The organism is [Clostridium] hylemonae DSM 15053 (assembly GCF_008281175.1).
Lineage (GTDB): Bacteria > Bacillota > Clostridia > Lachnospirales > Lachnospiraceae > Extibacter > Extibacter hylemonae.
In genome coordinates this window covers 3,108,470-3,127,458 of sequence record NZ_CP036524.1, presented here as the reverse complement: position 1 = coordinate 3,127,458, position 18,989 = coordinate 3,108,470, and the positions used below count along the sequence as shown (strand labels likewise).

The following is an 18,989-nucleotide window of genomic DNA, read 5'->3' as shown; positions in this document are numbered from 1 at the left end:
AGGAGTTAAAGTTGAGAAAGCAGTTGGACAAAATCGTAGAGAAAGTGCTCGAGCAGATCGACGGAGCCGGATTCAGGCAGAAGGGCGCGTTTAATCTGAGATACAACGGAACGGCTCTGTGCCACGGCGACAGTGAGCATATTAAGATAAAGAAGAAGACAGACAGGCAGGGAATAGACATTTATATAGACGAAAATACAAATGGCGAGCAGGTGCACATTCCGGTCGTAGTCAATGCCACCGGCATGAAGGATGAGGTTTACAACGATTTCTTTGTGGCAGACGGCCGACGTGACCATAATCGCAGGATGCGGTATCCATAACAGCGGCTGCAACGAGAGCCGGCATGACGGCATCCATACCTTTCACGTTGGGAAAGGGGCAAATGTCCGCTATGAGGAAAAGCATTACGGAGAAGGGGAGGGACAGGCGCAAGAGTGCTGAACCCTGTGACAAAGATCATACTTGACAAAGGCGCGGTATTTACGCTTGATACAGCGCAGATCAAAGGTGTAGACTCTACGGTCCGCACTACAGATGTCATTATGGGAGAGGACGCGAAGCTTTATGTGGTCGAAAATTGATGACGCATGACAGCCAGACGGCCCAGTCCGACATGGAAGTAAATATGAACGGCGAGGGAGCTCTGCGCAGATCGTGTCCAGATCAGTGGCAAAAGGAAGCTCCGTACAGACCTTCCACCCGAAAGCTGTCGGAAACGCAAGATGCCATGCCCATATACAGTGTGATTCTATTATCATGGATAAGGCGGAAGTATGCTCCATTCCGGAAATAAATGCAAGACATCTCGATGCGGCGATCATACATGAAGCGGCGATCGGGCGTATCAATGATGAGCAGCTGATCAAGCTGAGAACCCTCGGCATGACGGAAGAGGAAGCGGAAGGAGTCATAATAGAAAACTTTTGGAATAGTCTGCAGCAGGCATAAATAGGATGAAGAACATATGAAGAAAATGATGAATAAGATCAAGATCATGGGCAGGGCCCTCAAAATGGAACTGAGAGAGCACAAAAGCTCTTTTATGGTATTCGTGACACTGCGGGCACTTGTTATTCTAATAATGATACTGCAGATATTTAATGGTAATTTTGAAAATGTATTTCTATGTATATTAACTTTGATTCTCCTCATAGTCCCCAGTTTTGTGCAGGTAAATCTGAAAATAGAGCTGCCTACTGCACTGGAGATCATCATTCTGCTGTTCATATTTGCAGCAGAGATACTCGGGAGATTCAGGCTTATTATATCAAATTCCCCGCGTGGGACACATTGCTGCACACGCTGAACGGGTTTCTGATGGCAGCCATCGGGTTTGCGCTCGTAGATATACTGAACCGGAATGAGCGCTTCCATCAGGCTGTCCCCGGTATTTGTAGCGATAGTCGCCTTCTGCTTTTCCATGACCATTGGTGTGATCTGGGAGTTCTTTGAGTTCGGTATGGACCAGATATTCCATTTTGACATGCAGAAGGATACGATAGTGCACACGATATCATCTGTAATGCTGGACCCGGCCGGCGGAAACCACCCGGAAGTTATAGAAAACATTACGGACGCCGCGGTAAACGGCCAGAGTCTCGGACTCGGCGGCTACCTGGATATCGGTCTTATCGATACGATGAAAGATCTGCTCGTAAACTTTGCAGGGGCGGTCGTATTTTCAGTGATCGGATATTTTTATGTAAAGAACAGAGGAAAAGGAAATTCGCAAAAGATTCATCCCCAGACTTAAAACGAAAGATGCAGACTTTCTGCAGCAGGCGGAAGCTGAGGATGAAAAGGCTAATGAAAAATAAATTTGCGCACAAGGCAGCTGACAAGACCTGCGGCGCATAAAATAAACAGCGTCTGATCGAGGGAGCCGTAGACTGTTACGGCTCCTTTACCGCTCAGCCTGGGCGCTTCAGGAATGAGGCTGCCAAAGGAACTGGAAAGAAAGGAACCGGCATAGATGATGACGAAGGAACATAATCCTCTTCCTGTATCAAGTTTCCGAATTCTGCGGCCATCCTTTATCTTCTGTCCGGATAGGATCCAGAAGAAAGAAATCAGTTCAAAGAGAAGCAGCAGGGCGGCAAAGCCAAAGTAGGCGGCAAGTCCATAATTCTTTTCTGCGACGGCTGCTGCGGGATTCCCGTACACCGTATGCCCTTTCCAGAAGCTGACAGCGAGCAGGACTATAATGATTGCCGTAAGCAGTAAGGATGCGGCTTTTAAGACCGTGCGGATGATACTGCCTGCCGCTTTCCCGCCGGCCTTGACTGTCTTTGCGGCAGGGGAGAGCAGATTGGGCAGATTCCGCCGGTTTTTTTCCTGCCGTCCTTTTATCCGCGGACTTATTGCTGCTGCCGTTTTCCCGTCCTGTTTCCTGCTCTTTCTGCCGGCCGGGCTGTCTGTTTCTTTGGACGTCCTCCCGGATGCGTCGTCAGAATACGTATCGTCTTCAAAGGCATCTGCCTCATAGTCATCATCATAGTCTATATATTCATCCAGCTCGTCCAGGGCGTCGTAAATCACTTCAAAATCATCGTCAAAATGTTTGTCATAATCCTTATCAATATATTTATTCATGTGATCCCTCCTAACAATGAGTTTTATTCTATATCTTTTGAAGAAATTTCTCAAGAGGGAATACAGAAGCTTCACAAACTTATAAGGTTTTCTTAAAAATTTAAATGTTATCCCTTTGTCTTGTCTTCCTGACCGGTTTTCTGCAGCAGTTCTTCCGGAAATGGAATCGTGATATCACTCGTACTTTCTGTCCGGTTTTTGATTTTCTGTCAGCTAAGCTGCGAAGGGCTTCTGGTGTAAGGTCCAGTTTTAATTCTGAAAGGTCTTTCATGTCAACACTCCTTTTTATATAGCATGTACTTCTGTGGAAAAAGTATACAGTATAATATATGTATTGCGGAGAAACACTGTTTATGAGGTGATAATATGGACAAGAAGAGACAGGAAAAGCAGAATCAGAAAAGAATCTGGAGAAGTTCAACAGCGTCACAGAAAAGGTGAAGCCTGAGAATCAGAACCAGGAGCACAATGCCAGAAAAGAAGCGGTTGATGTGAAGATGAGACAAGTATAGCGGTCTGTACGTCACTGTGGATAGAGATAGAAACGCATAAAATAACGCGCAGTTTCACTTGGGGAACTGCGCGTTATTTCCGGCTGTTTATTTTAAGTAGTCAACATGGGAATAACCGGTCGTGCTCTTATATTTTACTTTCAGCCAGTCGCCTTCCTGACCGATCACTTTGACAGTTTCCCTTTTTTGAAAGAGCCGATGATCTTACCCTTCATGCTCGGACGGTCGCGGACGTTCAGCGGGGCTGATGTGGTCATATCATTCATAGTGCTCTCATCTGCTGTGACAGAAGGATCCCCTTTTCCAAAATCGAGGTAGCCGCCGTGGCAGTACCCCTGCTTTCCGTTAAAATCACTTTAAACCAACCGTCATGCTTACTCACTACCGTGACGGCATCTCCTTTTAAAGCTTCCAAGAATCGCACTGCCCGTATTTGGTTTAGAGCGGACATTTAGCGGAGCTGTGGCATACATATGAGTAACCTTTCCGTCGTTGACAGTGCCTTTGTCTGTCCCCTCAAAATTCAGATATACATAGTATGCATAACCGGTCTGATCTTTGTACTTTACGTTGTACCATCCGGCTGAGGTCATGCTGTAGACTTCCACAGAGGCTCCTTTTGGCATAACCGTGATCACTTTTCCGTGGAGTCCTGCGTCATCGCGCAGATTGAGATTGGCAGTCGCAGCCATCGTAGTCACCTGACTGCCGGAACTGTCTTCTTTGGCAAAGGAAGTGATAAATGTCCCGAGCGATAGAATAACGACACCGCTTAGTACAGCCAGCGTTACGGTACAGATTTTCTTACGTTTCATAAGATTCCCCTTGATATAAGTATATTTTAATAAATTATAAGTCAATGAGGAAAAGGATGCCGTATTTTTACGGCTATTGAACAAATATTACGTAAGTCCGGCATATTATTTGGAGCTTAATGTGACGTAATCACAGAAGTCTGGTTTTAAATCTGATATCATGAACGCATAATGAAAAAGGAGGTAACAGTCATGAATGTTGTAATGGATAACAGTTTGAAGGAATATATGGAAGAAAAACAATACAGGGATATCGTCGTGGAGCCGACGGTGTGCAATACATGAGGCGGCTCCTATGTGGAGATGTCAGCAAGGTTTGCTGACGAGGAAGAAATGAAAATCTGGAAGAAATAGGTTACAGGACTATCCCGAGCGAGACGGGAAAAATCGTTCTGCCGGGAAAAGGAGTCAGTATTGCGGATACGCTGAAGCTGAAACTTGCCAGAATCCTTTGGAGTAAAGGATCATTGTGGAGGGACTGACATATGAAGGCTAAAGTATTGCTCGCCGTTATGGCGGCAGCGCTGCTTCTGGCAGCCTGTCAGAGTCCTGCCGCGACAGACAAAAAAGCGGAGAAAAGGATCCGGAAGCCAGGACAGAGGAGAAAAGGAGGAGTTTGGAAACTACGGAGCAGACGCATTGAACGGTATAAAGACAAACACGAATACTATATTTGACCAGGCGGAACTTACGGTCGTAAATATATGGGATTTATCCTGTGATTCCTGCAAAGGAGAGATGGAAGCCGGAGAGATCGGAAGAGAATATGCGGGAAAAGGCGTACAGATCCTCGGCATTGTAAGAGGTGTTAATGCAGATAATGAATCCGAGGCTGAGGCTGCAGCAGCAGAGGTTAATGCCGACTATGTGCAGATGATAGCCTCGGAAGAGATGGAGAAGAATGTTCTCAGCAAATATGGCGATGCTCCGGTAACCTCATGGTCGGCCGGGACGGAACAGTGCTTGGTGATGCGTATGCAGGAGCGAAGGATAAAGAGTTCTGGAATACAGAGATAGAAAAGTATCACAGCAAAGTATGTGTAAATGACCATCCGGCAGACTGCGGCGTCGGCTGAGGCTCCTGGTAGCAGCGGATAGCGCAGAAGGTGCAGCAAAGTAAAGAGACAGGGTGTACCTGGGAAAAGGTGCCCTGTCTTATTTTGTCGTAATAGCCGGAATAATATGTTAAGATTTAGTTATACGTTAACAAAATTATATACCGGGAAAAGGAGAACAGATGTCATGCCAAATTGTTGCATTTGCGGTAGAAAGATAAGCGATTCATTTTGGAGAATAAGTATAAGCTTCCGTACGGTTTATATGGCTGTTATCAGTGTGCCGATATGTTTGAAAAGATCAAAAGGCAGAGAACGCGGAACAGATTCAGAAGGCACAAGATAATATAAAAAATAAAATGGCTGAGAACAGCCCCAGGAAGCTGTCAAAGCTGTTGAAGAAGAATTTAAAAATTAGAAGACAACAGACAATGTATGACGCAGAGGAAATTGGAAGAAGCAGAAATACACAGGGAGCAGCAAGCGAGAAAAACAAACTGATGGTAACCACGGGTTACAATTTTGAGGATACAGGATCAGCAGGTATATTGATATTGTGCATGGGGAATATTCGGTGGGTCACTTTATAAATATAGATAATTCATTGTCCAGAGCCAAATATGCGGCCCAGGAAAAATGATCGATCAGGCAGTTGTAAAGGGGCGAATGCAATTATTGGAATAGATTTTGATATCACGTCCATTTCTGATGTGATAGCAGCTGCTATAGTAAGCGGAACAGCAGTAGTTATAGAAAAGATTGAGGAGTAACACCGGAGGTACTGCATTTATGGACCAGTGCCGTATAAAGGGCATTTTGTGGCATGTGTTAAAGGAGGTATCATATGTATTATTCAACTACATATCCATCGCCGGTCGGGATGATCACACTGGCCTGCGGTGAAAGTGGCAGCAGTCTTGCCGGCCTGTGGCTGGAGGGGCAGAAATATTTCGGAGGTTCCATACGTGAGGATATGACAGAGAATAACAGACAGCCGGTATTTGACGCTGTGAAGAGCTGGCTGGACAGATATTTTGCAGGCAGAAAGCCGGATATCTCCGAATTGTCTGCTGCCGGCAGTAAATTCCGTCAGGAAGTATGGCGGATTCTATGTGAAATTCCATACGGTGAGGTGGTTACTTACGGAAGCATCGCCAAAAGGATGGCAGAAAAGATGGGCAGAGAGGCGATGTCAAGCCAGGCAGTGGGAGGCGCGGTGAGCCATAATCCCATATCTATCATCATTCCCTGCCACCGTGTGGCAGGAGCGACGGCAGTCTGACAGGGTATGCCGGAGGCATTCAAACAAAGGTGAAGCTACTTGAACTGGAAGGAGCGGATCTGTCACGGCTGTATGTACCTGGTAAGGGAGTGCATTATAAGAAACTAAGAGCTGACGGTAAATAAAATTGCTTGTCTCGTTTTGAAAATATGTGAAAAGCACCAAATGCCGTGAATACTACGGTGTTTGGTGCTTTTTCCAGTGGGAGAAAGGGACTTGAACCCTCACAGGATAACTCCCACTAGAACCTGAATCTAGCGCGTCTGCCATTCCGCCATCTCCGCTCGCAAAAATATTCTACCATACATTATGCGATATGGCAAATGTTTTTTTGCACTTTTTAAATTATTTTACGATCTCGATCCCGTTCACTTCCAGATGGTCGTCTATCGCGATCACAAGACACTTTCTGCCGTCGATCAGCTTCGTCTCAACAAGGTCGGAACGTTCCGGGTTGACTTTACGATCACATCCGGCGTCTCGATCTGGAATGTTTTCGTATTTACAATATTGGAAGCGAGAAGTGAGTTCTTTTCTCCGATGATCTCCTCATAGTCACGGTCAAAAGATTCCATCCGTTCATCTGGGACACCGCTTTTTTCAAAAGGCGTTTCACATCCGGGCGTGAAAGCTCAAGCGGCTCCGGCGCTTCCTTATGCTCTTCGATAAGCTCCGTCAGATTATCGTGTATATTGCGGACAACCTCATAATCGCATTCCTCCCCGAGCGTATCGCTTACGATGGCGTGGAAAGTCTCCTGCTGGTCTTTGGCCGTAAGCGGTATCGTACTGCCGAGCACATGTTCAATAAAGTCGGGCTGCAGTTCTTCCGGCTTTTTTGAGTAGTATAAGATATTATGTATATCGGAAGAACGGTCCTGAAAGGCAGGAAAAGAAATCCCTTTGCAGGAGCGTCCACGATCCAGTCGCGGATGCGGTCTTCGATGCTGTTTGTCGCGGCGTTGTAGCTTAAGCCCGCCTTGGACAGATTGACCGGGCAGATACTGCACATGATATGCTCGTATACTTCGTCCGAGGCGTCAAACATTTCCATGTTATCGGACGCTTTCCCGGGTATATCATAGGCGGCATGGATGAGAATGATATAATAGTTCTCGGCATAAATGTAATTCTCAATGACTTTATCATAGAATTCTTCGACGATCATCTCATCTTCCAGGCGGCTGTCGCGCAGTTTGAGCAGAAAGTCCTGCGTGCCCCCCGGCTTTTCCTGGTCAAGAGGAAATTCCATATTCATGAGATTCTTTCCGATCGTGCGGAGAGTCTTTTAAATATATCGAAATATTTAAAGCCTCATCCTCCGGCATGGAAAAAAATGCCTTCTTAAGTTCCAGTATCTTCTGTTTTCATGGTCTACATAACAGCCGCAGATTCGGTGATCGTGCAGTTCTCCGGTGAAAACTGCTTGCGGATCTCGAGTACTTCTTTTTATTCATTGCGCAACACTTCCTTCTAAAAAACTGTACACAATCTTATCATATCCCGGGTGATTTGACAACCTGCAGATGGGCGGCGGTGTCTTTTGCGGTTACCGGAAATTTACAGCCGGGCGGTCAATATTCGTCTATGCAGACGGGGCCTGCGAGTTCTTCTCTTCCGACATAGAGCGTCATGTCGTCCCGCGTGCGCAGCGTCCATTTTACGAGGGTCATGCAACGGTTTGTGATCTCAATGCATGTAATGCACCTTTGATGTACGCAGCTTCCGGTATTAAAGTACGGGGATTCTTTTGTACCGATCATCGGCCGGTGTGTGACCGGATATGATGAGGATTCCGTTGTCCAGCTCAGTCTGTGAGCAGCCGCTCTGTTTTCTCTTCTTTGTGTTGTTTTCGCCGCACTTGTGGGGTCCAGAAAGCCGATATGTTCCAGCGGTTTCCAGATGTAGCGCACGAGGAAGCGGGAGAGCTTCCAGAGGACCGAATTCAGATCATCAGCCTGGTGGCCGTGCGTGAGGTAGACGTCTCTTGTGCCGAGGAGTCTTTCAATATTAATCCCTGATAGAAGGTGACGCCGGGAAACAACGGCTCGGTCTTGTTTGTACTGCAAATATATGAAGAAAAATGTTGTTTTGAGTAACGGGGATTCCGTTTTACGAGATCATGGTTGCCGTAGAGCATCCAGAGCCGTTTCTGCCTGTAGTAGAGCGACAGGAGCCAGTACGTATTGTCATGGATAGATTTTATCTGCTCCACAGACCGGTTTTCCCACAATTCATCTCCGTCTCCAAGCTCAATATAAGTGAACTGCCGGTCATAATAATGTTTAAGTGCTGCAAAATATAAATTTTGATTCTTTAGAAAATTATCATTTGAAGTACCCGTCCCTCTGTGACAGTCACTGAACAGTACATATTTGGAATCAGGCTCCAAAGGCAGCACAGGGGCGTTTTTAAAAGCTAAGTCCAGGCGGGCGGCTGTGCTCATGATCGTTTCCTCCTCTGGTGTCTGCGGTGGGAATAGCAGTGAATGCGCATCATGTGACGGAAGACGAACGGCAGATACTCATACAGGTACAGGAGTTTATCAAGTGTGTGGCAGAATACTTTCGTGACCCGGCAGTAGAGAAAGAGGAACAGCCGGTCTTTCCAGAGCCCATGCCGAGTTGAGAAGATGTGACATGCGGGGCTGCCGTGTTTTGGGCCTGTCGAAATCAAAGGAGACAAATTACCACATATGCTGATCTCGCCTGGACGGTATCCGGTCTTTTCATACCGCCCAGAAAGGCATGCATCATCTGCCGGTTTCCGAAGGATATGGTGATCTCCATTTTCAGCAGTTCGGGCACAGAATAACATCCCATGCTGAAGCCGGCAAGCCACCAGTGTTTCCGGCGGGACAGGGAATATAGAAGAGAAGTGCCGTTGAACAGACGGACAGAGAACGAGACCATATCCTTTTCCGGTACAGCGTGAAACAGTACATTTTTCTTTCGGCAGGGGAATAATATCTTCTGCCTGATAGATGCCGATCTCACTGCCGATATTGATGCCATACTGGCCCTTCCAGAATTCGATCAGCCAGGTACGTCCGTTGTGATCAAAATAAACAGGTTCGCAGTCGAACACCATATTAAAATGAACGGCGTTTTATCGTAGAGACCGCTGTATCCGAATTCTTTCTGCCATGCATCTGTACGGGAAGTAAAACATCATGGCATAATTCATAGCTGAAACCAAAGGGGCGGTAATTTCGTTGAGCAGTTCCAGCTTTTCTTCAGTACACATACATTTTATTTTACAGATGATTCTTTTTTTACGAAAATGAAATATAACTGCCAGCCATCAAAAACAGGAGCAGCAGGGGAAATAAAAATACATACCAATGTGCCTTCTCTCATAAATATAGTAGTTAATGCATATTATGTGAAATCTGTGGAAAGGGTGTCTTGGCAGACTCAGGTCAGGAGGGTGAAATAGTCGTTGTAAACCGCCCGGAACCAAAGTATAATAAAAGAAAGCAAAACTTAAGAAAAGAGAGGTTATAACATGGGCAGTATATTTGATATTCTGGGACCGGTGATGGTGGGGCCGTCCAGTTCCCACACGGCGGGAGCGGTACGCATCGGCTTGATCAGCACCCAGTTATTTGGCAGAAGGCCGGGAAGAGCCACGATCTATCTGCACGGTTCTTTGCGGCTACGGGGAAAGGCCACGGGACAGACCGGGCGATCGTCGCCGGACTTCTGGGGATGAAGCCTGACGATATGCGTATACCCGGCAGCTTTGAGATCGCAGCGGAGGAAGGAATGGAGTTTACCATTTCAGAAAAGGAGATCAGGGGAGCGCATCCGAACACGGCGCAGATCATACTGGAGGCAGACGGCGCGGAGAAAATGAAGATCGAGGCATATTCTATCGGAGGCGGCAGAATACGTGTCAGCAAACTGGACGGTATAGACGTTAGTTTCAGCGGCGAGAGCAATACGCTCATTGTGCGCAATATCGACCAGCCGGGATGTATTACGGAAGTTGCGGCGTCCCTGAGCGAAGAGGACATCAATATAGCTACGATGCAGGTGTTCCGCGATAAGAAAGGCGGCTGTGCGGTCATGGTAGTGGAGACCGACCAGGTCGTGTCAAGAGACGCGCTCGACCGGCTGGAAGGAAAAGGGAATCGTCAATGTCACATTCCTGAATGTAAATGGAAGATCGAAGAGAAATAAGCGGCGGGAGGAAGAAGAACGTATGTCATTTCAATCAATAGAAGAGGTCAGAGCAAGATGTGAGAAGGAAGAGATATCTTTCTGGAAGGCAGTCCAGTTAGAAGATGCGGCTGAGCGTGATGTCGCTCCAAAGATTCTTGAAAGAGATGAAGCATATGTGGCAGGCTATGCTCGACGGAGTCGACGCATATGAGCCGGGGCTCATCTCCAGAAGCGGTCTTGTGGGGAAAGAGGGCGGCCTTATGGAAGAGTATGCAAAGACAGGGGAACCACTTTGCGGCGGCTATATGGCGAAAGTCATGACGACAGCATTAAAGATGGGATGCAATAATGCCTGCATGAAGCGTATAGTGGCCGCGCCCACGCAGGCCTGCGGGTGCTCCCGGCAGTGCTCGTGACGTATTTCAGGGAGTATGATGTGCCGGAAGAAAGGATGATAGAGGCCATGTATGTTGCGGCAGGTATCGGGCAGGTGATCGCAAACCGGGCGTTTCTCGCGGGAGCCTCCGGCGGCTGCCAGGCAGAGTTGGATCCGGTTCCGGAATGGCCGCGGCTGCCATCACCTATGTGCGCGGCGGCAGCTTTGACCAGATCGGACATGCCTGTGCTATGGCTCAAAACCTGATGGGTCTTGTGTGCGACCCGGTAGGAGGACTTGTGGAAGTACCGTGCGTTAAGCGGAATGTGGGCGGAGCGGTGAACGCCATGGCAGCAGCCGACATGTCACTGGCGGCATTGTGAGTCAGATACCGGTGGACCAGGTCATCGACGCCATGCGGGAAGTCGGTGAAAAGATGGACGTAAGTCTGCGTGAGACAGGTATAGGCGGAGTGGCGGGAAGTCCGAGAGGCCAGGAAGTTGGAAAAATTTACAGTAGTAATTTATGGAATAATTCTTCTAAAATAGAGATAACTGAAAATAGTTTCTCAATATGAATAAGGAGGGTTATTCGCATGTCAAATACGTTTGGCTACATCAGGGTATCGACTAAAGATCAGAATGAAGCGAGGCAGTTAGCGGCTCTGGCGGAATATCATATCCCCGGAGCCGCCTTTTATTGACAAGCAAAGCGGAAAGGACTTTGCGCGTCCGGCTTATCAGAAGCTGCTGAGGCGAATAAAAAAAGTGATGTTTTATTCGTAAAGAGTATTGACAGGCTTGGGAGGAATTACGATGAGATATTGGAACAGTGGAGAATACTGACAAAAAGATTGGGGCCGATGTAGTTATCCTGGACATGCCCTGCTTGATACGAGGGCGAGAGGAGAGGACCTTACAGGTACTTTTATTGCGGATCTGGTGCTGCAGATCCTGTCCTATGTGGCACAGACAGAGAGAAAATATCAGGCAGCGGCAGGCGGAAGGAATTGCGGCTGCAAAGGCCGGAGTAAAGTTCGGGAGAAAAAAAGCCGCTGCCCAATGGATTCGGGAAACGGTGCTTAAGTGGCGGGAGAAGGAAATAACATGCCAGCAGGCTGGAACAGCTTGATGTGAGCAGAAGTTATTTTTCAACCATGTTAAGCTGCTCGACCTTTAAGAAAATGTGCAATACATAAAAATATGTAAAAGTACACTTTAGTACGTAAAATACTTGTTTTTAGTACAGGAAAGGTTATAATATATATAGCGATTTTATATTTTTACAAAATAAAAAAGCACTTCTTTCGAAGTACTTTAAAGTGTACTTTACCATATTACGGGCTGCCCGGAAGCCGTGAAATAAGGCCTTTGTCTCAGGACAAAGATATGGAAATAAGTATTTAGAAAGGAAGATTTATGGGCGGATATATAGATATGCACTGCCATATACTGCCTGCGGTCGATGACGGAGCCAGGAGTGTGGAAGAGATGGAACGGATGCTGAAAACAGCCTATGACGATGGAATCCGATGCATGATAGCCACACCTCATTACCATCCGAGAAGAGGAAAGGAACATCCGGACGTGCTGCTTGAAAGATTAAAGCTGCTGAGAAGGGCTGCGCACAGGATCGATGAGCGGTTCCGCGTATATCTCGGAACTGAGATCTACTTTGGGCAGGATATTCCCGCAAAGTTAAAAGGAAGAATACTCAGCATGAACCGTAGAGAATATATTCTCGTTGAATTTTCCCTTCCGATACATATACGTATATCCAGCAGGGGATCCAGCAGCTTCAGATGAACGGTTACGAGGTCATCCTGGCTCATGTGGAAAGATATGAATGTATTGTGGAAAATGTGGTTTTGCAGAGCATCTGTGGGAGATGGGCGCGCATTTGCAGATCAATGCCGGAAGTATAACCGGTGACAGCGCAGGAAAATAAAAAGATTTGTAAAGGAACTTATGGACCGGGATCTGGTGTTCTGTGTGGGAACGGATGCCCACGGCGCCGCGCACCGGGCTCCGAGAATGAAGAAGGCGGCAGATTATGTGGAGAAAAATATGGAGAAGACTATATGAGGAGGATATTTTTCAGCAATGCGAAGATAATGCTGAAGAAAAGGGTTGAGAATGAATCAAAATAGTGTTGCAAACAGAGAATTTGAAAATGATGAGATAAACATAGACCTGACAGAATTGTTTCTGGCTGTGTGGAGTAAGATACACCTTGTTATTCTGGCGGGGATCTTTATGGCTTTGCTTGCGTTTGCAGGAACAAAGATGTTTATAACGCCAATGTATTCATCCACGACAAAGATGTATGTTCTTACGAAGCAGGACAGCAGGCCGGCGTGACCTACAGCGACATTCAGACCGGGACACAGCTGACCAAAGATTATATGGAACTCGTAAAGAGCAGACCGGTTCTGGAGCAGGTGATAGCAGTGCTGAATCTGGATATGGAAGCAGAGGAACTGGAGGAAACGATCACAGCCGAGACACCTGTGGACACGAGAATACTGACGATCATAGTTGAGAATCAGGATCCGAAGTTGGCTAAGGAAATTGCAGATGCACTGCGTGAATCCGTGAGTATACAGATAACAGAGATCATGGATGCAGATTCCGTAAATACGTTTGAAGAGGAAATCTTCCGACGGAACCTTCGTCGCCAAGCCTTGTAAAAAATATGGCGATAGGCGGTCTTCTGGGACTTATCATTGCTCTTGGCATTATTGTGCTCATATTTGTGCTGGACGATACGATTAAGACACCGGATGACGTAGAGCATTACCTTGGACTGAATGTCCTGACATCCATTCCAATTCAGGAAGGGGTCAAAAGTCTAAAAGGTAAAGGGCATGTCCGCCAGGAAATTTGTGAAGAGTATGAAGCGGTAAGGAGGATGATGGAAATGCAGGAAATATATTTAAAGAATATGACAAAAGATTACCGCAGCAATGAAGCATATAAGACCCTTCGTACGAATGTGGAATTTTCAGGCTGACAATAAAGTGATCGTATTTACAAGCTGTACTCTAACGAAGGGAAAAGTACAGTATCGCTGTCACTGGCACAATCGCTGGCAGAGGGCGGAAAGAGAGTGCTTTTGTGGATGCGGATCTGAGAAAATCAGTATTGATGGGAAGGCATAAAGTGAATGGGGATTTAAAAGGGCTCAGTCATTTTCTGTCAGGACAGTCGGAGGTGGACGATATCATATACAAAACCCAGGAACCGGGACTGATGGTCATATTTTCCGGAGTGGTACCGCCGAACCCGGCAGAACTGCTTGGGAATAAGCGCTTCAGTTCTTTTATCACCAGTGCAGAAAGATCTATGATTACATAATCATAGACGCTCCGCCTCTGGGCAGCGTTATTGACAGCGCGATCGCTGCTGCTGTGTGTGACGCGGCAGTGCTCGTGATAGCGGCAAATGCCATCAGCTATAAGTTCGCAAGAGTTGTAAAGGAACAGCTGGAGAAATCTAATTGTCCGATCCTTGGCGTTGTATTAAACAAAGTGAATATGAAGCAGAATAAATATTACGGAAAATATTATGGAAAGTATTATGGAGAATACGGGAAAAAGTAGAGGGTAACATAAGATGAAGGAACGGTTATTGGCCCTGGCTCTGGCAGCAGGTTCGGCAGTCCTTGCTTTGGTATCATTTTTCTGTATGCAGGGCATGATGACAAACCGCCTGAAATTGTCGTAAAGAGATGGAGATATCCTACACAGAAGGAGATGATTACAGTGGCCTTCTAAAAGGAGTATCGGCAGAGGATGACAGGGACGGCGACTTGTCAGATGCGGTTTTGTATATAAGATCGTACCTCTGGAAAATGGGAAGGCGGTCGTATATTACGGAGTCATGGACAGCAACAGGAATGTCGGGACTGCTGTGCGGAAAGTGAAATTTGCCACGGGGATACAGGCGGGCGCACCGGATGAAAGCAGTGACATGCCGGATGAAAAACGGAAGGAAAGAAAGACGGAGAAGATCACACACCGGGAGACAAAGACGAGGCTTCTGACAGTGAAGAATTAAAGCCGGACGGAGTAAGGCCGGTCATCGCGCTGAATGCCGACAATGCTCAGATCAAGGCGGGCGGGGTTTTGATGCCCTCAGTTATGTGAAAGGCGTGGCGGATGATAAAGATGACCAGAATACGCTATACCGTCATATTCATGTGGACGGCCAGTATGACATAAATACTGCAGGGACATATGAACTCAGATTCTATGTCAGTGACAGCGAGGGCAATACGTCGGACGTAAAACATTTAGTTTGACAGTACAATAAGAAGTGGAGATACATATGAAAAAGCATACACATACGCATTCAAGTAAGAAGAAAAGTACACATATGGCGGGCAGGCTTATTACACTTCTACAGCTGCTGCTTTCCGTTGTACTGGCTGTAGTCGTCTTTAACAGCGGATGGCTGCCGGCAAAATATATGGCAGTAATGTTCGGACTGCTTATCCTGTTATTTGCGGTCTGTTTCGGCCTGCAGTATGTAAAGAACAAGATACATATTGTTGGAATTGTCCTGAGTGTCCTTATAAGCGCCGCGACGGCCGCAGGCATTTTCTATATCATGCAGGCCGCCCAGCTTATGAAGGATGTAGGAGGAGCAACCTACAAGACAGACAATATGATCGTTGTGGTCAAAAGATGATCCGGCCGCAAATCTGCTGGCCGCAAAAACTACCGCTTTGGAGTGCAGACATCGGTGGACCAGGAAAATAACGGGAAAATGATCGAAGATGTGCAGAAAGTCATAGGCAGAGATATGAAGCTTGAAGAGTATGACACGCTACAGGAAGAGGCGGAAGCTCTTTTAAAAGGCCGGATTGATGCAGCGATTTATAATGAAGCGTTTGCAGGAATACTGGATGATGCAATAGAGGATTATTCATCAGAAATAAGGATTTTATATCAATATGGAATTGATACTCCTGTTGAAGCAGATGAGGCTGATATAGAGACTCCTTTTAACATCTATATTAGTGGAATTGATGTTTCTGGACCGATTACAACAAACAGCAGGAGCGATGTAAATATTATTATGACAGTAAATCCCAGTACAAAAAAGATTCTGCTGACTACAACGCCAAGGGATTATTATGTGCCTATTCCGGACATTTCTGGAGAACAGAGAGATAAATTGACACATGCGGGGATATATGGTGTGGATGTTTCCATGAATACTCTGGAAAGGATATATGGAATTGATATTAGCTATTATGCAAGAGTGAACTTTACATCGTTGATTACGATTGTAGATGCGCTTGGGGTATAGATGTAAATTCTGATTATGAATTTACAGCGATGGGCAGCAGTTTTAAGAAAGGTGTCAATCATCTGGACGGAGACGAAGCATTAGCATTTTCAAGAGAACGATATAGCTTTGAGTCCGGAGATAATCAGAGGAAAAACCAGGAAGCAGTTCTGACAGCTATCTTACAGAAAGCGATGTCACCTGCAATTTTGACAAGTGCAAATGAAATACTTAAGAACATTAGTAATTGTGTAGAGACAAATATGACTCAGGATGAAATGTCACGTATGATAAATATGCAGATTTCAGACGGAACATCATGGACTATTGAATCCACAGCTGCGACTGGAAAAGGAGATGAGCAGATATGCTATTCCTCAGGAGAACAGTTATTGTATGTAATGTGGCCGGATGAAAGTTCTGTACGACAGATTAAAGATAGGATGAACAGCATCGCAGAAGAAAAATAAAAGGATAATAGAATGTATTGGGGCGGAAAAGAGTGGTGCTTATGAACAAAATACGAAAAGATAAAATAAAGATTATAAAGTTTGTTTATAAACTGGTGATTTGGCTGTTTGTTTTCTGCTTGCCATGATAATGTGGGATACAAGTTACAGTCCATGGTGGAGCGAGGGTTTCGAAGGTCATATGAAATTGATAATAATTGCAATTTTATATTTACTCGTCTATCATGTGCTGGCAAAATGTATCATGCTTATAGAATAGGTGAATATCGATTGACAGATTTGGTGTATTTTCACTTGTTGTGTTTTGGTCTGTCAGATATATTTCTATACGTAGAAGCGGCCGTATATTATCACAGAATGATGTTTATTTTACCTGTTTTTGTTATATTTATGTGTCAGCTCTCAGGAGTGATAGTTGTTACTTTGTATTTAACAGGTGGATAATGAGATATATGCTGCCCATTCAGACTACTATAATATATGGCAAAAATGACTATGAGAGGCTTGTTAAGAAGATCGAAGCATTAAAGAAGATACATATAGTGGCAGGTTGTTTTGCGGAGAAAGAGATAAAGTCTGAGTTAGAGCAGTATTTAAACAAATGCCAGAAAGTTTATCTATACGAGGTAAGTAACAGCTGTAAAAAATATTTTATAAATTATTGTGAGAACAAGAATGTTGAGCTTTATATTACGAGAGATATAGAGGAAATCTTAACGTCTGAATATGAGATTTCTCACTCTCTGGATATTCCTTTATGAGAAGAAGGCGAGAACTGGTGCGTTGGTATTATCCTTTTGTAAAACGTTTATCTGATATATTACTATCTTTAACCGGACTCGTATTGCTTTCTCCTATTTTAGGTATTGTGGCACTATGCATTAAGTTATATGACGGGGACCGGTGTTCTATAAACAGACCAGACTCACCGAAGGTCACAAAATATTTGAAATATATAAATTTCGCAGCATGGTTGTTGATGCTGAAAAGGCGGAGCACGGCTTGCCAGTAGAAATGATAATAGGATAACACCCGTTGGAAAATTCATCCGTATGACGAGGATTGATGAACTGCCTCAGTTGATCAACATCATTAAGGGTGATATGTCTGTTGTGGGGCCAAGACCGGAGCGTCCGGAAATAGAGGCGAAATACTTAAAGGAACTGCCAGAATTTGAGCTTAGATTAAAGGTTAAAGCAGGTTTGACTGGATATGCTCAAGTTTTCGGGAAATATAATACAACTCCGTATGACAAACTTAGACTGGATTTGCTATATATAAATGAGCAATCTGTTTTGCTGGATCTGAAACTAATTGTCTGGACGATAAAAATTCTTTTATTCCCGAAAGTACAGAAGGGATAGAGGAAGGCAGAAAACGCCTTCTAATATAAGCGGAGGAAACAGAAAATATTAAGTTATTGCGTTAGGAGAGAACATGATAACAACTAAAACACCATTTAGAATGTCATTTTTGGAGGAGGTACTGATTTTCCGGAGTTTTATTTGGAACATGGCGGAGCAGTGCTTTCTACGAGTTTTAATAAATATTGTTATGTAAATGTCAGGCATCTCCGAGATTTTTGATTATACATCAGAGCTGGTATATTCAAAAATAGAAAGGGTTACTGATATTTCTAAGATTGAGCATCCTGCAATTCGGGAAGCAATGAAATATTTGGAAATGTATGAACTGAGGTTAAGCTATGAAGGGGACTTGCCGGCGCGTTCCGGACTTGGGACGAGCAGTTCATTTTCTGTTGGTATGTTGAATGCTTTTATGCTTTGAAAGGAAAAAGAGTCGATAAGAGAACCCTGGCGGATGATGCAATCTATCTGGAAAGATCACTGTGCGCAGAGGCGGGAGGGATACAGGATCAAATAGCGGCATCATTTGGCGGATTTAACCGCATTAATTTCGGAGCGGACGGGTATAGGGTGAACCCTGTCATTCTTCAACTAGAAAGAAAAGAATTAAACAACAGATTAATGCTGTTTTTACTGGATTTTCAAGATTTTCTTCTGATATTCAAAAGAAGCACAATTGTCTATTGAGACAAAAATAAATCAGCTGTTGGAAATGCTGCAGCTGGTAGATGAAGCAGAAAAAGTATTGACTACAAAAGTGGTTTATCTGAGTTTGGAAAGCTGCTTGACTATACATGGAAATTAAAAGAAATATGTCAAGTAAAGTGTCAACAGAGGCCATTGATCTATGCTATGAAAAAGCAAAATCAGCGGGGGCAGTCGGGGAAAACTACTTGGAGCAGGTGGTGGAGGTTTTTACTTTTCTATGTTGAACCAGAATATCAGAATCAGGTTAAAGAGATTTTGAAGGATTTCCTATATATTCCATTTGAGTTTGAAGATGAGGGACTAGAGTGATTTATTACGCTCCAGAAAGTTTTGATTTGGAAGGGTAAGAC

The 18,989-nt window shown here is 45.1% G+C and carries 22 protein-coding genes, 1 tRNA gene and 11 pseudogenes; 25 read left to right on the top strand and 9 right to left on the bottom strand.

The genetic code is table 11. From position 1 onward, the window contains the following. The first annotated feature begins 11 nt into the window (after window positions 1-11). A pseudogene (locus tag LAJLEIBI_RS19670) lies at window positions 12-951 on the top strand (SufB/SufD family protein). A 25-nt stretch (window positions 952-976) separates the two neighbouring features. Continuing rightward, window positions 977-1,820, top strand: a pseudogene (locus LAJLEIBI_RS19665) (DUF2238 domain-containing protein). Here LAJLEIBI_RS19665 and LAJLEIBI_RS14630 read toward each other — a convergent pair. The 4 genes from LAJLEIBI_RS14630 to LAJLEIBI_RS18240 form a co-directional block, all read right to left on the bottom strand. Beyond that, a complete protein-coding gene (locus LAJLEIBI_RS14630; RefSeq protein WP_149301946.1) occupies window positions 1,807-2,595 on the bottom strand; it encodes a hypothetical protein in 789 nt (262 codons plus the stop codon). The pseudogene LAJLEIBI_RS19665 and the gene LAJLEIBI_RS14630 overlap by 14 nt on opposite strands. Before the next feature lie 599 nt (window positions 2,596-3,194). Next, a complete protein-coding gene (locus LAJLEIBI_RS19860) occupies window positions 3,195-3,275 on the bottom strand; it encodes a hypothetical protein (protein WP_205689608.1) in 81 nt (26 codons plus the stop codon). Beyond that, on the bottom strand, window positions 3,272-3,373 hold the full coding sequence (locus tag LAJLEIBI_RS19945) for an SH3 domain-containing protein (RefSeq protein ID WP_465244965.1): 102 nt from the start codon (window positions 3,371-3,373) through the stop codon (window positions 3,272-3,274). Before LAJLEIBI_RS19945 ends, LAJLEIBI_RS19860 begins: the two co-directional genes overlap by 4 nt. A 108-nt stretch (window positions 3,374-3,481) precedes the next feature. Then, complete coding sequence (locus tag LAJLEIBI_RS18240) at window positions 3,482-3,922, bottom strand: SH3 domain-containing protein (protein WP_205689561.1); 441 nt, start codon at window positions 3,920-3,922, stop codon at window positions 3,482-3,484. 485 nt (window positions 3,923-4,407) lie between these two features. Here LAJLEIBI_RS18240 and LAJLEIBI_RS18155 point away from each other — a divergent pair, with 485 nt between their 5' ends. The 5 genes and pseudogenes from LAJLEIBI_RS18155 (at window position 4,408) to LAJLEIBI_RS14605 (ending at window position 6,384) form a co-directional block, all read left to right on the top strand. Further along, entirely contained in the window at window positions 4,408-4,599 is a 192-nt protein-coding gene (locus tag LAJLEIBI_RS18155) for a hypothetical protein (protein ID WP_170254076.1), read from the top strand. Then, window positions 4,562-4,939, top strand: a complete 378-nt coding sequence (locus tag LAJLEIBI_RS14620) for a thioredoxin domain-containing protein (protein ID WP_149301945.1) — start codon at window positions 4,562-4,564, stop codon at window positions 4,937-4,939. The genes LAJLEIBI_RS18155 and LAJLEIBI_RS14620 overlap by 38 nt, the downstream gene beginning before the upstream one ends. Before the next feature lie 397 nt (window positions 4,940-5,336). Further along, the gene (locus LAJLEIBI_RS14615) at window positions 5,337-5,567 is read left to right on the top strand and encodes a hypothetical protein (protein WP_149301944.1); all 231 of its coding nucleotides are present in this window, start codon (window positions 5,337-5,339) and stop codon (window positions 5,565-5,567) included. A 30-nt stretch (window positions 5,568-5,597) separates the two neighbouring features. Beyond that, window positions 5,598-5,747: a heavy metal-binding domain-containing protein gene (locus tag LAJLEIBI_RS19855; RefSeq protein WP_149301943.1), complete on the top strand. Its 150-nt coding sequence runs from the start codon at window positions 5,598-5,600 to the stop codon at window positions 5,745-5,747. 74 nt (window positions 5,748-5,821) lie between these two features. Then, a pseudogene (locus LAJLEIBI_RS14605) lies at window positions 5,822-6,384 on the top strand (methylated-DNA--[protein]-cysteine S-methyltransferase). 77 nt (window positions 6,385-6,461) lie between these two features. On the opposite strand, the gene LAJLEIBI_RS14600 reads toward LAJLEIBI_RS14605, so the two are convergent. The 4 genes and pseudogenes from LAJLEIBI_RS14600 to LAJLEIBI_RS19215 form a co-directional block, all read right to left on the bottom strand. Continuing rightward, a tRNA-Leu gene (locus LAJLEIBI_RS14600) sits at window positions 6,462-6,543 on the bottom strand. 61 nt (window positions 6,544-6,604) lie between these two features. Further along, a pseudogene (locus tag LAJLEIBI_RS19660) lies at window positions 6,605-7,692 on the bottom strand (DUF4317 domain-containing protein). Between the two features lie 140 nt (window positions 7,693-7,832). Beyond that, window positions 7,833-8,171, bottom strand: a complete 339-nt coding sequence (locus tag LAJLEIBI_RS19220; protein WP_330580781.1) for a hypothetical protein — start codon at window positions 8,169-8,171, stop codon at window positions 7,833-7,835. Window positions 8,172-8,203: 32 nt separating this feature from the next. Further along, window positions 8,204-8,704, bottom strand: a complete 501-nt coding sequence (locus LAJLEIBI_RS19215) for a hypothetical protein (protein WP_330580780.1) — start codon at window positions 8,702-8,704, stop codon at window positions 8,204-8,206. 17 nt (window positions 8,705-8,721) lie between these two features. Between LAJLEIBI_RS19215 and LAJLEIBI_RS18150 the strand changes: the two genes are divergently transcribed. Continuing rightward, a complete protein-coding gene (locus tag LAJLEIBI_RS18150; protein ID WP_205689559.1) occupies window positions 8,722-8,886 on the top strand; it encodes a hypothetical protein in 165 nt (54 codons plus the stop codon). A gap of 44 nt (window positions 8,887-8,930) precedes the next feature. Here the strand turns inward: LAJLEIBI_RS18150 and LAJLEIBI_RS14585 are convergent, their stop codons facing one another. Next, the gene (locus LAJLEIBI_RS14585) at window positions 8,931-9,272 is read right to left on the bottom strand and encodes a DUF4474 domain-containing protein (protein WP_149301942.1); all 342 of its coding nucleotides are present in this window, start codon (window positions 9,270-9,272) and stop codon (window positions 8,931-8,933) included. A gap of 493 nt (window positions 9,273-9,765) precedes the next feature. Here LAJLEIBI_RS14585 and sdaAB point away from each other — a divergent pair. From sdaAB to LAJLEIBI_RS19645, 17 genes and pseudogenes are all read left to right on the top strand, one after another. Next, window positions 9,766-10,425, top strand: a pseudogene (gene sdaAB / locus LAJLEIBI_RS14575) (L-serine ammonia-lyase, iron-sulfur-dependent subunit beta); the annotation flags it as partial. A 39-nt stretch (window positions 10,426-10,464) separates the two neighbouring features. Then, window positions 10,465-11,377, top strand: a pseudogene (gene sdaAA, locus LAJLEIBI_RS19655) (L-serine ammonia-lyase, iron-sulfur-dependent, subunit alpha). An 18-nt stretch (window positions 11,378-11,395) separates the two neighbouring features. Continuing rightward, window positions 11,396-11,931, top strand: a pseudogene (locus LAJLEIBI_RS19650) (recombinase family protein). Window positions 11,932-12,218: 287 nt separating this feature from the next. Beyond that, a pseudogene (locus LAJLEIBI_RS18780) lies at window positions 12,219-12,604 on the top strand (CpsB/CapC family capsule biosynthesis tyrosine phosphatase); the annotation flags it as partial. Between the two features lie 163 nt (window positions 12,605-12,767). Next, window positions 12,768-12,884, top strand: a complete 117-nt coding sequence (locus tag LAJLEIBI_RS18775; protein WP_279232018.1) for a CpsB/CapC family capsule biosynthesis tyrosine phosphatase — start codon at window positions 12,768-12,770, stop codon at window positions 12,882-12,884. Window positions 12,885-12,935: 51 nt separating this feature from the next. Next, window positions 12,936-13,160 carry a Wzz/FepE/Etk N-terminal domain-containing protein gene (locus LAJLEIBI_RS18505; RefSeq protein ID WP_243133324.1) on the top strand — a complete coding sequence of 75 codons (225 nt, stop codon included), beginning with the start codon at window positions 12,936-12,938 and terminating at the stop codon, window positions 13,158-13,160. Beyond that, window positions 13,157-13,489 (top strand): YveK family protein, encoded by a 333-nt coding sequence (locus LAJLEIBI_RS18500; RefSeq protein WP_243133323.1) that lies wholly within the window; start codon window positions 13,157-13,159, stop codon window positions 13,487-13,489. Before LAJLEIBI_RS18505 ends, LAJLEIBI_RS18500 begins: the two co-directional genes overlap by 4 nt. A gap of 5 nt (window positions 13,490-13,494) precedes the next feature. Continuing rightward, the gene (locus LAJLEIBI_RS19180) at window positions 13,495-13,812 is read left to right on the top strand and encodes a hypothetical protein (protein WP_330580772.1); all 318 of its coding nucleotides are present in this window, start codon (window positions 13,495-13,497) and stop codon (window positions 13,810-13,812) included. Window positions 13,813-13,946: 134 nt separating this feature from the next. Next, a complete protein-coding gene (locus tag LAJLEIBI_RS19175; RefSeq protein ID WP_330580771.1) occupies window positions 13,947-14,156 on the top strand; it encodes a P-loop NTPase family protein in 210 nt (69 codons plus the stop codon). A gap of 53 nt (window positions 14,157-14,209) precedes the next feature. After that, a complete protein-coding gene (locus tag LAJLEIBI_RS19170; protein WP_330580770.1) occupies window positions 14,210-14,401 on the top strand; it encodes a hypothetical protein in 192 nt (63 codons plus the stop codon). A gap of 280 nt (window positions 14,402-14,681) precedes the next feature. Then, window positions 14,682-14,858 carry a hypothetical protein gene (locus LAJLEIBI_RS18145; protein ID WP_170254074.1) on the top strand — a complete coding sequence of 59 codons (177 nt, stop codon included), beginning with the start codon at window positions 14,682-14,684 and terminating at the stop codon, window positions 14,856-14,858. Window positions 14,859-14,952: 94 nt separating this feature from the next. Then, the gene (locus tag LAJLEIBI_RS18140) at window positions 14,953-15,102 is read left to right on the top strand and encodes an immunoglobulin-like domain-containing protein (RefSeq protein ID WP_170254073.1); all 150 of its coding nucleotides are present in this window, start codon (window positions 14,953-14,955) and stop codon (window positions 15,100-15,102) included. A gap of 26 nt (window positions 15,103-15,128) precedes the next feature. Further along, window positions 15,129-15,491: a hypothetical protein gene (locus LAJLEIBI_RS18495; RefSeq protein ID WP_243133322.1), complete on the top strand. Its 363-nt coding sequence runs from the start codon at window positions 15,129-15,131 to the stop codon at window positions 15,489-15,491. A 78-nt stretch (window positions 15,492-15,569) separates the two neighbouring features. Then, window positions 15,570-16,564, top strand: a pseudogene (locus LAJLEIBI_RS18490) (LCP family protein). Between the two features lie 392 nt (window positions 16,565-16,956). Beyond that, complete coding sequence (locus LAJLEIBI_RS14535; RefSeq protein ID WP_149301940.1) at window positions 16,957-17,325, top strand: hypothetical protein; 369 nt, start codon at window positions 16,957-16,959, stop codon at window positions 17,323-17,325. Window positions 17,326-17,467: 142 nt separating this feature from the next. Continuing rightward, window positions 17,468-17,928, top strand: a pseudogene (locus LAJLEIBI_RS14530) (sugar transferase). A 73-nt stretch (window positions 17,929-18,001) separates the two neighbouring features. After that, a pseudogene (locus LAJLEIBI_RS19645) lies at window positions 18,002-18,986 on the top strand (GHMP family kinase ATP-binding protein). The last annotated feature ends 3 nt before the right edge of the window (window positions 18,987-18,989 follow it).